Below are 13,515 nucleotides of genomic sequence, written 5' to 3' on the forward strand. Positions count from 1 at the left end.
TGGGAGGAAAAAGAAATGAAAAAAATTATTGCCGTTTTGGCAAGCGTTGCAATGCTTTCTTCTGTGTTTTCCGGATGCTCGGGAGGCAATCAACAGACCAGCACCTCTTCCGGAGCCGCTTCAGGCGGCACATCCGCCCCGGTAAGCATCAATTACTACGGCGGCTGGACCGGTGGAGACCTGGACAAAATGAGTGCTTTGGTCAAGAAGTTTAACGAGAGCCAGAGCGAGGTACAGGTTACCTTTACCTCTTTGCAGTGGTCGCAGATGTTCACGAAATTCCTTGCGGACTATCAGGCCGGCTCCACTCCGGATGTCGTTGCCATGCACTCGTTTGAGCTCGGGCAGTTTGTCGACATGGGCGTTCTGAGTTCCGACGCCATCAAGAGCCTGAACCTGAGCTCCAGCGATTACATCAAAACCGCCTGGGACGGCACCCTTCTGAATGATGTGCAGTACGGCGTACCGCTGGATGTGAACATGCACGCTTTGTATTACAATAAGGATCTGTTCAAAGCGGCGGGCATCGCCAGCGCCCCCACCAATAAGGAAGAGCTGATTGCAGCTGCGCAGAAGCTCACCGTCGACGCCAACGGAAAAAATGCTACGGAAAGCGGCTTTGACGCTGCGAACATCAAGCAGTACGGTTTTGGCTTTCTGCAGAACCATCATGCGTTCTATCAGGCTTTTGCACTGATGAACCAACAGGGCTATAATCCCTTCACAGACGACATGACCACCCTTTCTCTCGACAGCGAGAAGACTTCCGCCGCCTTCCAGTTCCTGGAGGATCTTGTCTACAAATACAAGGTAACACCCGCCGGCGAAAAATCCCCCATCGATGACTTCAAGGCCGGCTCCGTTGCGATGGTAATCGACGGCAACTGGCAGCTCTCCGGCGTAGACAGCGCCGCTAAATTCGATTGGGACACCGCCGCTTACCCGCAGATTTTCAGCGAAAAGGCAGTATGGGGCGCATCTGAACTGCTGGCAATCCCGAACAACAAGGATGCCGACAAAGTCAAAGCCGCCCAAACCTTCATCAAATGGCTCTCCGACAACTCTGCCGAATGGGCACTTTCCGGTCAGATTCCCGCCAACGTAAAGGCACAGCAGGCCGCAACGAAGATCAAGGGCATTGAGGCCTATAACAGCGAGCTGGATTATGTCAAGTTCCTGCCTGCACACAAGAAATCCGTCAAGGTATTCTCCAGCGCGGCTCCGAGCCCGATTCTCACCGCCGCTCAGAATGCGATGCTGAACGACAAGGACCCGGCTGAAATTACAAAGCAGCTTGAGAGCGATATCAATAAAGTTCTGGCAGGCTAACCTGGTTTCTTTCGGCGGGCATCCTCCAACAAGGCTGCCCGCCCTTTTATTAGAATGTTGTTCCTCATCTAAGGAGTGATAAGCGTATGTCCAACAGACAAACGAGTTCGGGCGAAGCCGCCCAGAATCTGAACCGCACCAAAGGAACAAAACCGCTGAGAGCCTCACAGGGGAAAATCGCAGCGCTGTTTTTGCTGCCGTATCTGGCGGTGTTCTTCGTATTCCGCCTTGGGCCAAGCATTGCGGGAATTGCCATCAGCTTCTGTAAATGGGATCTTGCCGGGTCGCTGTCCTTTATTGGAATTGATAACTTCAAACGCATGCTGACCGACAGCAATTTCCACACCTCCATCACCAATACGCTCATCTTTTTTGTTCTGACATTACCTCCCTTGATTATCCTCAGCCTTCTGCTCGCTAATTTTTTTAATAAAAAAATGCGCGGAAGAAACGTCGGCAGAGTTGTCGCGATCATCCCCTATGTCCTGATTCCGGCGGTCGTCGGCATTATCTGGAACTGGATGTATGATAACAATTTCGGTATTTTGAACTTTTACATAAAGAAAATGGGAGGATCTGCAATACACTGGCTGACAGATGAGCATGTGGCCCTTATTTCTGTTGCCATTGTGATCATTTGGTCCTTTTTAGGATATAACACCATTCTGTTTCTTGCGGGTCTTCAGGGAATCCCAAAGGAGCTGTACGAAGCGTCTTTAATTGACGGGGCCACGCGTTTTCAAACCTTTATGAAAATTACCCTGCCGCTCTTAAAACCGACAACCTCTATGGTAGTCACCCTGACAATGGTGAACACCGTGCAGCTGTTTGACCAGATCTATGTCATGACAAACGGCGGGCCGGGCACCTCTACCCTGACGATGGTGCAATATCTGTATACCTCTGCGTTTCAAAACTACGAGATGGGCTACGGTTCAGCGATTGAAGTTGCCGTACTCGTCATCCTTGTCATCATGATCTTTATTCAGAACAAATTGCTAAAAGTGGACGAAGGGGTGTAAAAAATGGAAAAGGGAATGAGACAAAGCTTAAAATACATTCTTCTCATCGTGATCTGTGTTGTGTTTCTGTTTCCCCTCGTCTGGGCGCTGGCCTGCTCTATCAAACCTGAGAGCGAAATTCTGAGTTACCCGCCCAAATGGATTCCGGACACCTTCACGGTTTCCAACTATACCACCGTGCTGGAAAAATACCCTTACCTTTCCTGGGGCGCGAACAGCCTGATTACAGCCGTTTGCGGTACGCTGATGATTCTTTTTCTGTCGTCTCTTGCGGCTTATGCGCTCGGGCGCTTTGAATTCCGCGGGCGCAAGCTGATTTACGGCACAATTGTTACGATGCTGCTGATCCCCATTCAGGCATACATGATCCCGCTGTATCTGATGTGCGCCAAGATCGGCCTGCTCAACACCTATGCCTCTATTATCTTCCCTTCGGCGGCAAACGTCACCAGTATTTTTATACTGACGAGCTTTTTCAAAGGCCTGCCGCGTGAGCTGGAAGAAGCCGCCCGCATCGACGGCTGCGGTGAGTTTACGATTTTCCTGAAGATTATGCTGCCGCTGTCCAAACCGGCGCTTTCTACCGTTACCATTTTGACCTTTATCGCAAATTGGAACAGCTTTTTGTGGCCGATGATCGCCATCCGCTCCGACAAAATGCTGACCCTCCCGGTCGGGATCGCCCAGTTCATGGGTTCGGTAAACTCCAACGCGCAGTTCCAGTACGGCACCGCTCTGGCGGCCTGCTGTATGGCCATTATCCCAACCATGATTGTCTTCCTGCTGCTGCAGCGGTATTTCGTGGAGGGAATCGCAACGTCGGGGATTAAGGGGTGACACAAAATGAAAACAGACATCGCCGGGCTGTTCCGGCAGATCGAAAAAGAAAGTATTCTGGGGGAACAGCCCCCGTTTGAATCCTGCCACGCTTCCTCTCTGGCCATTCTTCCAAACGGCGATTTCTTCTGTGTTTGGTTCGCCGGCAGCCGCGAGGGCGAGGACGACGTCGCCATCTGGGGCGCAAGGCGCAGCGGCGGCAGCTGGCAAAAGCCGCAGATTCTTCAGCAGAACGGTCTGCCTCACTGGAACCCGGTCCTCTTTGTGCAGAAGGACGGTTCCGTCTGGTTATTCTTCAAGATCGGAAGAGAAATTTCCTCCTGGCGAACCTGGGCTTCCGTATCCCATGACGGCTGCCACACATGGTCGCCCGCGCGCGAGCTTGTCCCTGGCGACGTCGGCGGCCGCGGCCCCGTGCGCAATAAGCTGATCGTCCTTTCAAGCGGACGCTGGCTGGCTCCGGCATCGCTGGAAAACGGACAATGGCGCAGCTTTGCCGACCGCTCGGATGACGAGGGAAAAACCTGGAGCAAAAGCAGCGAGGTTTTCATCCCCCTTGCCGGAACGGGAACAAAAAGCTTAACCTATCAGGAGATTCCGGTTTCGGAACAGTCCTTCACCGGCCGGGGCGCCATTCAGCCCACCTTGTGGGAATCCGCGCCCGGCAAGGTACATATGCTCATGCGCACGTCGGAGGGCTTTATCGCCCGCAGCGATTCGCAGGACGGCGGCGAAACCTGGTGTGAGGGCTATGCCACAAGCCTGCCGAACAACAACAGCGGCATCGACCTTGACCGAACGGCGGACGGACGTCTTTTTCTGGTTTACAATCCGGTAGGCGAAAGCTGGGGCCCGCGCTTTCCCCTGCACCTGGCTCTTTCAGAGGACAACGGGCAAACCTGGGAGGATATTTACACGCTGGAGGAAGCAGAGGGAGAATATTCGTACCCTTCGGTCAATTACAGCGACAATTCCCTGTTTGTCACCTACACCAACTGCCGAAAGGACGTTTCTTTCTGGCGTTTTGAGCTGGAGGAACAAGGAAAGGAAGCGAGGTTATGATCTACGACCATCGCAGCAACCTGCTTTCTTACCGCGGGCTGTCTCCGTTGTTTGATCTTGCGCTGCGTTATCTGGAGAAAACAGACCTGACCACTCTGGAAGCGGGGAAATACCCGATTGATGGCGATTCGGTTTTTGTACTGATTCAAGCGCCCTGTACCCGCAGCCGAACAGAAAGCCGCTGGGAGTCGCACCAGCGTTACATCGATATTCAATATTTGATCTCTGGCAGAGAGCAGATCGGGTTTCAAAACACCGGCCTGCTCACTGTGGAGGAGTCGTATGATACAGACCGGGATATTGCGTTTTACCGGGATAACGGACAGGGGTTCTTTGTGCCGATGGTACCCGAAAGCTTTGTTGTCTGCTTTCCGCAGGACGCCCACATGCCCCTTGTGTGCGCAGATACCCCGGAGCCAATCAAAAAAGCGGTTATAAAGATAAAAATACCCGAAGGAAATTCCTGAGAAAGAAGAGATCAACATGTCACGAAAACCGAAAATACTTGTCGTTGGCAGTTTTGTGATGGACCTGATCGTAAAGACGGGACACTTCCCCAATGCGGGGGAAACGGTACTGGGGCTGGACTATCAGACGGCGCCTGGCGGAAAGGGAGCAAATCAGGCGGTTCAGGCGGCCCGCCTTGGCGCGCAGGTAACGATGGCCGGAAGAGTCGGGGACGATGATTTTGGACGCCGTTTGATCGCCTCCTGCCGGGAAGCGGGCGTTAACACGGAGTTCGTTTCTGTGGACAGCACAACATATTCCGCCATTGGCAACGTGCAGCTCGAGGTTCAGAACGGAACCACACGAAACCGCATCATTGTGGTTTCCGGCGCCAATATGGCGACCCGCCCGGAGGACGTCGCGTTCCTGAAAGATTCTATCGCCGAATACGATATGGTGATGCTCCAACTGGAAATCCCCATGCAGATCAACGAGCTGGTCGCCGCGTATGCTTATAAAAAGAATGTTCCGGTCATGCTGAATTCTGCACCCTCCGCCCCGCTTTCCGATGAATTGCTCTCGCATTTGACCTATATTTCGCCCAACGAGCATGAGGCGGCCGACCTGACCGGTGTCCCTATTCGAAAAGACGGGAAGCAGGTGAACATGGACGATGTTCATAAAGCCGCAGATACTTTGCTGGCAAAGGGCGTCAAGAACGTTGTGATTACACTTGGGAATGCCGGCGCCGTTGTGGCAAATAAAGAAGCGTTCCTCTATGAACCGTGCATCGATGTGGTTGAAGTAAAAGATCCGACCGCGGCCGGGGATTCCTTTGTCGGCGCGTTTACCGCCTCGGTTTGTGCGGGGCTCAGCCATAAGGATGCGCTCCATTTTGCCAACTACACCGCAACGCTCACGGTTTCGCGTATGGGCGCACAGCCATCCCTGCCAAAGCTGAAAGAAGTCATTGCGCTCATGCAGCAGGAAAACGATCTGACCTTCAGCCTTTCGGCTCTGGATGGTCTGAAATAGAAGGGAGACATATACACTATGATACCAGAAGGAACTCGCCAGGCTCTGCATCAATTTCAGCAAACATCTGCCGAAGAGATCGGTCACTTCATCCCATCCATCACGCCGGAAAGCCTGGAACCGGCTGCCAAACTGATCCTTCAGGCGCAAGAAAACGGAGGCCGTGTTCATATTACAGGCATCGGAAAGCCCTCTCATGTAGCCGCTTATATGGCCTCTCTGCTCTCTTCTACCGGCACCCCGACCTATTTTCTGCACGGGACTGAGGCTGTACATGGCTCCTGCGGCCAGCTTGTCGCCGGGGATGTGGTCATCTGCATTTCCAACAGCGGAGAAACCGCGGAACTGAAAGCTACCGTAACCGCCATTAAAAACAACGACTGCCATGTCATTGCCGTTACAGGCAACCCTGAATCCTGGCTGGCAAAGAATGCCGAGGCAACATTACTGGCCAATGTCACACAGGAGGGCGGCCCGCTGAACCGCGCGCCCCGTGCTTCTATTCTTGCAGAAATGTATGTATTGCAGGCGCTGAGCGTCTATTTACAGGCCGTACGCGGCTTAACTCCGCAGGAATATGTTCGGTGGCACCCCGGCGGAACCCTGGGGCAGCTTCGGGACAGCGAAAAATAAAAGGAGGGACTGAGCATGTTGAAATCCGGATGTATTCATCCCGGAATCATGAGCGCACTTTCCCTATGCGGGCATGGGGATAAGATTTTGATCGCCGACGGAAATTATCCGCTGAACGCAAAGAGCGGAGACGCTGCCAAAGTGTATTTGGGGCTGGCGGAAGGAATCCCGACCGTCACAGATGTTTTAAGGACACTTTTGGATTGCATCAATGTTGAAAAAGCCGAGGTCATGCTTTCCGATGGTGAAGAACCGGAAATTTTGGGTGAATTCCGCACTCTTCTCAACGGCATGGAGCTGGACGGTATCGACCGCTTCGGATTTTATGACGCGTGTGAACAGCCCTGTGTTCGCCTTGCAATCTCTACCGGCGAAAAGCGTACCTTTGCCAATATCTTGATTACGGTCGGTGTTGCCTGAACCCGCGTTTCTTCGCGATCGACAAGTCTGAGGAGAAGCAAAAAGGCCGATACTTTAATTGAAAAACAGCAGTGATCCCCCGCCTATGGCGGGGGATCACTGCTGTTTGCTATAAGACCATCTGAAAGGAAATGGCCTCTAACAGAATCGTTCTAAAGGGAATTGATACGAAAAAGGTACAATTGTGAATCGGATTCTTCTGGCGGCGAGCACCATGCAGACCAAGTGCTACCCGGCAGCCTGCTGCATGTATTTATATTCTCGTGCAGGATTCGTTTAAAACAGCCCGGATTCCGTCCGGACTCAGGTTCAAAATCAACTCCTGCGGAAAACTGACTTCTTCCAGTAAGGCATACGCTTCCTCAAAGCGGCCCACATCGTACCAGATATGCGCGTCGCTCCCCAAGATCACAGGCGCCCCGAAGCGTTTGCAGGTGTTCAAAAGCACTTTGGCGTTTTCCCTGCCATTGAGCCGTGTGGAATCAGGAATCAGGGAAGAATTGTTGAGCTCCAATGCCGCTCCAAGCTCTTTGGCCGCCTGTACCAGCGCTTCGTAATCCAAGGGATACCGGCTATCGTCGGGGTGTGCAATGATTTTCACATAAGTGTTCTTCATCGCGCCGATCAGCGCCGCCGTGTTCTGTTCGGCAGTCCCGCTTTGAATGCATGGGGTGTGCAGGCTTGCCATAACGTAATCCATTTTTTGAAGCAGGGATTCCTCTACATCGATCGTCCCGTCAAAATCACAGATATTCGCTTCTATGCCGCAGAAAACCCGGACCCCCTCGACGGATTTCTGTACGACTTTATAATTAATAAAGACATTCGGATTCGCCCCGGGCATTTTTTCCGCGTGATCGCTGGTACCGATTGCCCAAAGGCCTTTCCGCCCTGCCTCTTCTATATTCTCTTTCAGGGTGCTGAACGCGTGGCCGCTGGCCAGCGTATGCGTATGAAGATCAAAGAGTGCCTTCAATCTATCTCCTCCTTTTTGGTGAGAACCACCGTTTCATTTAAGTCATAGCTGGCCTGGATGGGTGCATACACCATAATCAGGCCTCCGGCGCTTTCAACGGAATAATGAACCTCCCGCCCGCAATACTGCCGGTTCCTGATTTTTCCGGGAATTCCATTTCCGTGCTTTTCAATTTGGAGCTGATCCGGCCGCACGGGGTACAGCCCCAGCTTCTTGAGCTCCGGCCCGACGGTTCGGCCGGGGAAACAGACACGCGAGCTTTCCTCGTAAAAGCGGTCGCTGTCCCAGGTACCCCGAAACAAATTGTATTTGCCAACGAAAGTCGCGGCGAACGGCGTACGGGGGTGCAGATAAATTTCTTTGGGCGTGCCGACCTGCTCCACTTCGCCGTCTTTCAGGATCATGATGCGGTCCGCCATGGCGAGCGCCTCGCTTTGGTCGTGTGTGACATACAGAATCGTCGCCCCGGTCATGCGGTGAATATCCTGAATTTCTTTTCGCATGCTGATTTTCAGCTCCGCGTCCAACGCGCTGAGGGGCTCATCCATCAGCAGAATTTTCGGCTTTGTGATGATGGCCCTCGCCAACGCAACACGCTGTTTCTGCCCGCCGGACAGCTCATCAGGGTAGCGGCCGGACAGTGCCGCAAGGCCGACGCTCTCCAGCGTACGGTCAATCAGCCTCTGCTTTTCCGCCGCATCCATCCGCGCGTATTTCTTTTGCCGCAGGGGAAATTCCGCATGCTGGCGCACCGTCATATTGGGCCACAGCGCAAACGACTGAAACACCATTCCCAGATCCCGACGCTCCACCGGAACGCATTCCTCTTGAGAAGAGTATAACACATCTCCGACACAAATAGAACCTTCGGTGGGCTGCTCAAATCCGCCCACCAGCCGCAGCAGAGTGGTCTTGCCGCAGCCGGAGGGGCCAAGGATGCAGACAAACTCGCCGTCCTCGATTTCGACAGACACCTTCGACAAGGCCGGATGATCGCCATATTTTTTTGATAAACCGCTGATTTTCAGGCTCATAAAGCAGACTCCTCCATCTTGTGGGATACTTTGAAAGGATACTGGCGGAACAGCCCCGCATTCTGCCTTTTTTCGTGCTTCCCCTTTTTCACCGGCTCCCGGCACACATACTGAACCAGTGCATATCCGCAAACGATCAAAAGAACGATCAGAACGGAAAACGCGTATGCAAGGTTATAATCGCCGGATTGCTGCAGGTTAAACACGCTGAGTCCAATCGTTTTGGTTCCGGCGGACGCCAGAATGGAAGACAGCGTCATTTCGGTCAGGGCAGAAACAAAAATCAGAAGAGAGCTGGATATGGTCTGCCGGAACAGCAGCGGAATCAAAATTCTTTTCCACATCCGCGTGTTCCCGCTGCCCGATACATGCGCCGCTTCCTCCAGCGACGGATGGATGGACAGCATTGCCGCCGAGCTTCCTTTCACCTGAAGGATCAGATACCGTGTCACATAAGAAACCATCAGGATTTGGATGCTGCCATAGACGCCCGGAATCGCAGACCAGTGAAAGATCATGGCCAGCGCCAGCACGATGCCCGGAATCGCGTAGGTCAGGGATGCGCAGGCTTCCAGCAGGCGAACCGCCGGGCCGCTCCCGCGCAGCTTCTGATACGCTGCCGCCGTGCCGACCAGAATACAGACCGCGCAGGTGATAAGTGAAAGCATTAGGCTGTTGCCGATGGCACTGGATATGCCGCTGTTCGTAAACAGGAACTGGTAATTTTGCAGCGAGAAATTCTTGACAGAAAAGCTTTGACCGTAAAGATCCTGAAAGGAAGCGGCGGTCATCGTGAGCAGGGGGACCAAATCGATGATTGCAAAAATCCCTATGCCGATCCATTCCACCCATCTTCTTGTCTGATCCTTCAAAATGATGCGCTCCGAAAAATCCGCGCGGATACTGTCGGCATGCTTTTCTTTTTGAGAAAAGGCGGAGATTCCCAGCGACCCGGCGATCGCCACAACAGACAGCATGACGGACAAGGCGGAGGCCATGGAAAAGGACTGTGACCCAAAACTGATCGCCTTTTCATAAATGTAGGTGCTAAGCACCGGAATGGAGGCCGGAATCCCGAGGAAAGCCGGAACGGAAAAATTATCGATACACGAAAGAAAGGCCAGCACACTGCCGCCGATGATCGCCGGGGCCGCCTGCCGAAGATTGATCCGAAACAGCGTTTCCCACTGTCCGCAGCCCGAGGCACGGGCTGCCCACTCCAAATCCCGGGGGATTTTCCGCAGCATATTCACGGTAGTGAGATACACCAGCGGGATATTGCAGATCCCAAGGATGAAGATGATCCCGCCCAGTGAATACAGGTTCACAGGGCCAAGATGCAGCAGCCGCAGAAGCTGGTTCATCCCGCTGTTCCCGGCCAGCGCGCTGGTCCACGAGATCGTGATCACATAGGACGGAATGATAAAGGGAGCCAGCACGAGCAGCTCCAGCAGCTTTTTGCGCCTGACATTCAAATAAGCGACGATAAAGGCAAACAGAACGCCCAGAACGGTGGAAAGCACGGTGGCCGCCAGGGAGATGATCACCGTGTTCCCAATGGCCCGAAGCGTGCGCGGCTCCTGGAGCAACGCGGTGTAATTCCCGAAGCTGAAACTGCCGTCGTCCTGTGTAAAGCTCATCAGTACCAGCCGACACAGCGGAACCAAAAACAGAAAGGCAACTGCAATGCAGCCAACCGTTTGAAGCATCAGATTCCTTTTCTTCATTTCTCTAAACCTCCAAAAAGGCTGCGGAAAACCGCAGCCTTACATGCATTCACCCGGTTTTTAGCCAAACAGTTTGCTGAACTCTTCTTTGTCGCCGTCCCGTGTTTTGACCAGCTCAGAAATATCGTAGGTCAGATTCTTGATTTCATCGACAGATTTAAAACCCTCCGGTGCTTTGATTCCAGACTTGATCGGCGTGTACCCAATGACAGAGGTTGTCGTCTGGCCGTCGTCGGACAAAATAAAGTCCACAAACGCTTTGGCCTGCGCTTCATTGGGGGTTCCGTTCACAATTCCGATCGGTTCCGTCACGCTCAAAGAACCTTCACTGGGGTAAATAAACTCGACCGGCGATCCCTTTGCCTTATCGCGCAGCGGCAGATAGTCTACGACAATTCCGCAGGATTTCTGACCGGCCAGCACCGCTTTTTCCACAGCGCCGTTGCCCTGCTGTACAGAAACTCCATTTGCTTTCAGGGATTTGTAGAAATCCCAGCCGACACCGTCTGTTCTGACCAGAACACCAAGGTTATAAGCGGCAGCGCCGGAGTACAGCGGACTCGGCATGATCAGGTTGTCCTTGTAGGCGGCATCCATCAGGTCTTTGTAGCTGACCGGCGCTTGTTTGACCATGTCGGTATTGATGACGATCCCCGTGGAAATGATTTTGGTGCCGGTATACGTATGTTCTGCATCGTAATAATCGCTGCTGATCCCCTTGAGCTCGGGGGACTCATAGCTCATCAGCAGATTTTCGGACTTGAGGGCTTCAAAGGTAGCTGCATCCGCAACCAGAAGCAGGTCGGCCTTGACCGCGCCGGCCTTTTTCTCCGCAAGGATTTTGCTGACGACCTCTTCGGTACCGCTGCGGAACACATTGACCTTCACATCGGGCTGCTTTTGGTTGAACGCTTCAATCAGGGCCTGTACATCCTGTTCCGGCTGAGAGGTGTAAAGCGTTACCTCTCCCTTCAGGTTCTCCGTCTGCTGCGCCGCAGAGGAATTCTGAGCGGACGGCGCCGCGCCGCCCTGCGAGGAAGTGGTGCCGGTCCCGGAACACCCTGCAAAGCCCGCCAGCATACACAAAGCAAGGATTCCCGCCGCAATTTTTTTGTTTGATTTCATTTCAGACTCTCCTTTTGATTGTTTGGATATATTTCATGTTTTCGTACAGCATGGTATATTCCTTCGATCGATCGAGACCTTCTACCACCATAGGAAGATGACTGTCCTCCAAAATCGGCCACAGCTCCGGGAACGAAAAATCCCCATCCGAAAGTAGTGTGTGGTACTTGCTGCCGCGGCGGTTGCTGATATGCAGCTTTGATATTCGGGGAAGCTCCCAAAGAAAATCCTGTACCTCTGCCGCGTCGTCACAGTGGGCCACATCTACCGTATAAGAAAATTCCGGGTACAGGTCGCGCGTCAGCTCCTGAATCTGCCGGCGTGAGGTCATCAATTCCTTCGGGATTTTCTCCATCACCTCCAGCGATACATCCACATTCTTGCCGCGCGCATACGAAAGGAGTTCCGTCAGGCCCTGATATGTAAGCTCCCGGTAAAAGGGAAGCTCCCCGCAAAGCGATTCCCGCGGCGGATGCACGGTGATTTCCGGAGCGTGCAGCTTGCCGGCAAGATCGATGGAAGCCTTGATCTCGCAGATCGAAGCCTCCCGAATGCACCGGTTCATCGAAGCGAAATTCAAATCCCATGTTTTACTGTGAACAAACGCCTCGATTTGGTATTCATCCATCAATCGAAGGCATTCCTCCTCACAATAGTCCCGGCTTTCAAACTGCTGCGCCCAAAATTCGATTCCCTGTGCGCCAAGCGTGCAGGCAGCCTGAAACAGTTCAGGCAGGGCCGCATTCCACATCAGCGTGGAAGAAAAATAAATTGGATTCACAGCTGTCCCCCCTCTCAATGCTGAATTTATCATATTCCCTCAACATTAAAATCACATTATCAAACCGTTATGCTATGATTAATAATTTTCATAAATTTTTTAATGAAAAATTACTTTCATTTTTGAGGGAAACCCTTATAATAAAAAAGAAGGGGGAATCCGTATGATCCATTTATCCGATATCAATCAAGAAGGCTTTACCAAAGCAGACCATCTGATCCTGAATTATCTGATGAGCAACGAAACTGCGCTTTACTGCGAAACGGCAAGCGACATTTCTAAAAAAGTAGGAGTAAGCCTTGCGACCGTCGGCAGATTCTGGCCGAAAATCGGGTTTGACAATTTCAAGGAGTTTAAAAGGGCACAGCTCTCCCAAAGCAGCACCACCCCGGCCTCAAAGGTAAAAAACACCCTTTCTTCCCTGACCGGCTCAGACCGGGCACCCTCTGACTGGATGGTAAAAAACATCGACATGCTGGTGAACACACTGGAAAGAACGATGAAGCTGATATCGTCCGAAGCAATCGAAACGGCGGCGCGCCTGATTGCACAAAAGCAGAAAATCTATGTTTTCGCACCGGACGCTTCCTTTGGGATCGCCCATGTGATGAAATACCGCCTGCGCCGGTTCGGAATCGAGCTGATTTTGATGGACGGAGGGTCCGCCCTATATGAATCCCTGAATAATATCCGAAAGGAAGATCTGGTTCTCATCTTCTGTTTTGGCCGCGTTTTGGCAGAAACAACGGTACTGCTCACCCAAAAGAACTATGTAGGATTCTCCTGCGTGATTTTCAGCGATCTTCTGGCGAACGGACTCCAGAATTCGGAAGCCTTTCTCTACTGCTACCGGGGGGAGCCAACGGAATATCATTCCATGGTCTCTTTGATGGCTGTTGTTGACAGCCTGATCATTAAAATTGCCATGGAATCCTTCGATTCCATGGCAAGGATCAATCAGTTAAATGATTTGAGAAATAAATACCAGAAATATATTCGCCGGTAATTAAAAAGCGCTTGTTGAAACGGACGGCAAAACGCTTTGGTGATTTCCATTCAAAATCAAAGTGACTATGTCTTTCAAGGT

Annotated in this window: 14 protein-coding genes; 9 read left to right on the top strand and 5 right to left on the bottom strand. The window is 52.4% G+C overall.

Annotated elements, in window-relative coordinates:
- Positions 1-15: 15 nt before the first annotated feature.
- From HMPREF1141_RS07535 to HMPREF1141_RS07570, 8 genes are all read left to right on the top strand, one after another.
- Positions 16-1,329 (top strand): ABC transporter substrate-binding protein, encoded by a 1,314-nt coding sequence (locus HMPREF1141_RS07535; RefSeq protein ID WP_009062633.1) that lies wholly within the window; start codon positions 16-18, stop codon positions 1,327-1,329.
- A gap of 86 nt (positions 1,330-1,415) precedes the next feature.
- Entirely contained in the window at positions 1,416-2,351 is a 936-nt protein-coding gene (locus HMPREF1141_RS07540; RefSeq protein ID WP_009062820.1) for a sugar ABC transporter permease, read from the top strand.
- A 3-nt stretch (positions 2,352-2,354) separates the two neighbouring features.
- Complete coding sequence (locus tag HMPREF1141_RS07545; RefSeq protein WP_009062661.1) at positions 2,355-3,188, top strand: carbohydrate ABC transporter permease; 834 nt, start codon at positions 2,355-2,357, stop codon at positions 3,186-3,188.
- 6 nt (positions 3,189-3,194) lie between these two features.
- Positions 3,195-4,250 (top strand): sialidase family protein, encoded by a 1,056-nt coding sequence (locus HMPREF1141_RS07550; protein ID WP_009062635.1) that lies wholly within the window; start codon positions 3,195-3,197, stop codon positions 4,248-4,250.
- A complete protein-coding gene (locus HMPREF1141_RS07555) occupies positions 4,247-4,717 on the top strand; it encodes a YhcH/YjgK/YiaL family protein (protein WP_009062582.1) in 471 nt (156 codons plus the stop codon). The genes HMPREF1141_RS07550 and HMPREF1141_RS07555 overlap by 4 nt, the downstream gene beginning before the upstream one ends.
- 16 nt (positions 4,718-4,733) lie before the next feature.
- Positions 4,734-5,732 (top strand): ribokinase, encoded by a 999-nt coding sequence (locus HMPREF1141_RS07560; RefSeq protein ID WP_035316729.1) that lies wholly within the window; start codon positions 4,734-4,736, stop codon positions 5,730-5,732.
- 18 nt (positions 5,733-5,750) lie between these two features.
- Positions 5,751-6,365, top strand: coding sequence for an SIS domain-containing protein (locus HMPREF1141_RS07565; RefSeq protein WP_009062517.1), 615 nt, complete (start codon positions 5,751-5,753; stop codon positions 6,363-6,365).
- A 15-nt stretch (positions 6,366-6,380) separates the two neighbouring features.
- Positions 6,381-6,785, top strand: a complete 405-nt coding sequence (locus HMPREF1141_RS07570) for an RbsD/FucU family protein (protein WP_009062477.1) — start codon at positions 6,381-6,383, stop codon at positions 6,783-6,785.
- Positions 6,786-7,038: 253 nt separating this feature from the next.
- Here the strand turns inward: HMPREF1141_RS07570 and HMPREF1141_RS07575 are convergent, their stop codons facing one another.
- The 5 genes from HMPREF1141_RS07575 to HMPREF1141_RS07595 are packed head-to-tail and all read right to left on the bottom strand — an operon-like array spanning position 7,039 to position 12,428.
- Positions 7,039-7,761: a phosphatase gene (locus HMPREF1141_RS07575; protein WP_009062706.1), complete on the bottom strand. Its 723-nt coding sequence runs from the start codon at positions 7,759-7,761 to the stop codon at positions 7,039-7,041.
- Positions 7,758-8,795, bottom strand: coding sequence for an ABC transporter ATP-binding protein (locus HMPREF1141_RS07580; RefSeq protein WP_009062791.1), 1,038 nt, complete (start codon positions 8,793-8,795; stop codon positions 7,758-7,760). The genes HMPREF1141_RS07575 and HMPREF1141_RS07580 overlap by 4 nt, the downstream gene beginning before the upstream one ends.
- The gene (locus HMPREF1141_RS07585) at positions 8,792-10,522 is read right to left on the bottom strand and encodes an iron ABC transporter permease (protein WP_009062447.1); all 1,731 of its coding nucleotides are present in this window, start codon (positions 10,520-10,522) and stop codon (positions 8,792-8,794) included. Before HMPREF1141_RS07585 ends, HMPREF1141_RS07580 begins: the two co-directional genes overlap by 4 nt.
- Before the next feature lie 60 nt (positions 10,523-10,582).
- Positions 10,583-11,647 (bottom strand): ABC transporter substrate-binding protein, encoded by a 1,065-nt coding sequence (locus tag HMPREF1141_RS07590; protein ID WP_009062823.1) that lies wholly within the window; start codon positions 11,645-11,647, stop codon positions 10,583-10,585.
- Between the two features lies 1 nt (position 11,648).
- Entirely contained in the window at positions 11,649-12,428 is a 780-nt protein-coding gene (locus tag HMPREF1141_RS07595) for a TIM barrel protein (RefSeq protein WP_009062631.1), read from the bottom strand.
- A 163-nt stretch (positions 12,429-12,591) separates the two neighbouring features.
- On the opposite strand from HMPREF1141_RS07595, the gene HMPREF1141_RS07600 reads away from it, so the two are divergent.
- Positions 12,592-13,434, top strand: a complete 843-nt coding sequence (locus tag HMPREF1141_RS07600) for a MurR/RpiR family transcriptional regulator (protein ID WP_009062550.1) — start codon at positions 12,592-12,594, stop codon at positions 13,432-13,434.
- Positions 13,435-13,515 lie beyond the last annotated feature (81 nt).

Origin of the sequence: Clostridium sp. MSTE9 (assembly GCF_000277625.1) — a bacterium.
GTDB classification, from domain to species: domain Bacteria; phylum Bacillota; class Clostridia; order Oscillospirales; family Acutalibacteraceae; genus Faecalispora; species Faecalispora jeddahensis.

What these genes read in the sequence shown, in the direction of transcription:
- HMPREF1141_RS07535 (WP_009062633.1), top strand. Translation starts at nt 16, where the DNA reads ATGAAAAAAATTATTGCCGTTTTGGCAAGCGTTGCAATGCTTTCTTCT.
- HMPREF1141_RS07540 (WP_009062820.1), top strand. Translation starts at nt 1,416, where the DNA reads ATGTCCAACAGACAAACGAGTTCGGGCGAAGCCGCCCAGAATCTGAAC.
- HMPREF1141_RS07545 (WP_009062661.1), top strand. Translation starts at nt 2,355, where the DNA reads ATGGAAAAGGGAATGAGACAAAGCTTAAAATACATTCTTCTCATCGTG.
- HMPREF1141_RS07550 (WP_009062635.1), top strand. Translation starts at nt 3,195, where the DNA reads ATGAAAACAGACATCGCCGGGCTGTTCCGGCAGATCGAAAAAGAAAGT.
- HMPREF1141_RS07555 (WP_009062582.1), top strand. Translation starts at nt 4,247, where the DNA reads ATGATCTACGACCATCGCAGCAACCTGCTTTCTTACCGCGGGCTGTCT.
- HMPREF1141_RS07560 (WP_035316729.1), top strand. Translation starts at nt 4,734, where the DNA reads ATGTCACGAAAACCGAAAATACTTGTCGTTGGCAGTTTTGTGATGGAC.
- HMPREF1141_RS07565 (WP_009062517.1), top strand. Translation starts at nt 5,751, where the DNA reads ATGATACCAGAAGGAACTCGCCAGGCTCTGCATCAATTTCAGCAAACA.
- HMPREF1141_RS07570 (WP_009062477.1), top strand. Translation starts at nt 6,381, where the DNA reads ATGTTGAAATCCGGATGTATTCATCCCGGAATCATGAGCGCACTTTCC.
- HMPREF1141_RS07580 (WP_009062791.1), bottom strand. Translation starts at nt 8,795, where the DNA reads ATGAGCCTGAAAATCAGCGGTTTATCAAAAAAATATGGCGATCATCCG.
- HMPREF1141_RS07585 (WP_009062447.1), bottom strand. Translation starts at nt 10,522, where the DNA reads ATGAAGAAAAGGAATCTGATGCTTCAAACGGTTGGCTGCATTGCAGTT.
- HMPREF1141_RS07590 (WP_009062823.1), bottom strand. Translation starts at nt 11,647, where the DNA reads ATGAAATCAAACAAAAAAATTGCGGCGGGAATCCTTGCTTTGTGTATG.
- HMPREF1141_RS07600 (WP_009062550.1), top strand. Translation starts at nt 12,592, where the DNA reads ATGATCCATTTATCCGATATCAATCAAGAAGGCTTTACCAAAGCAGAC.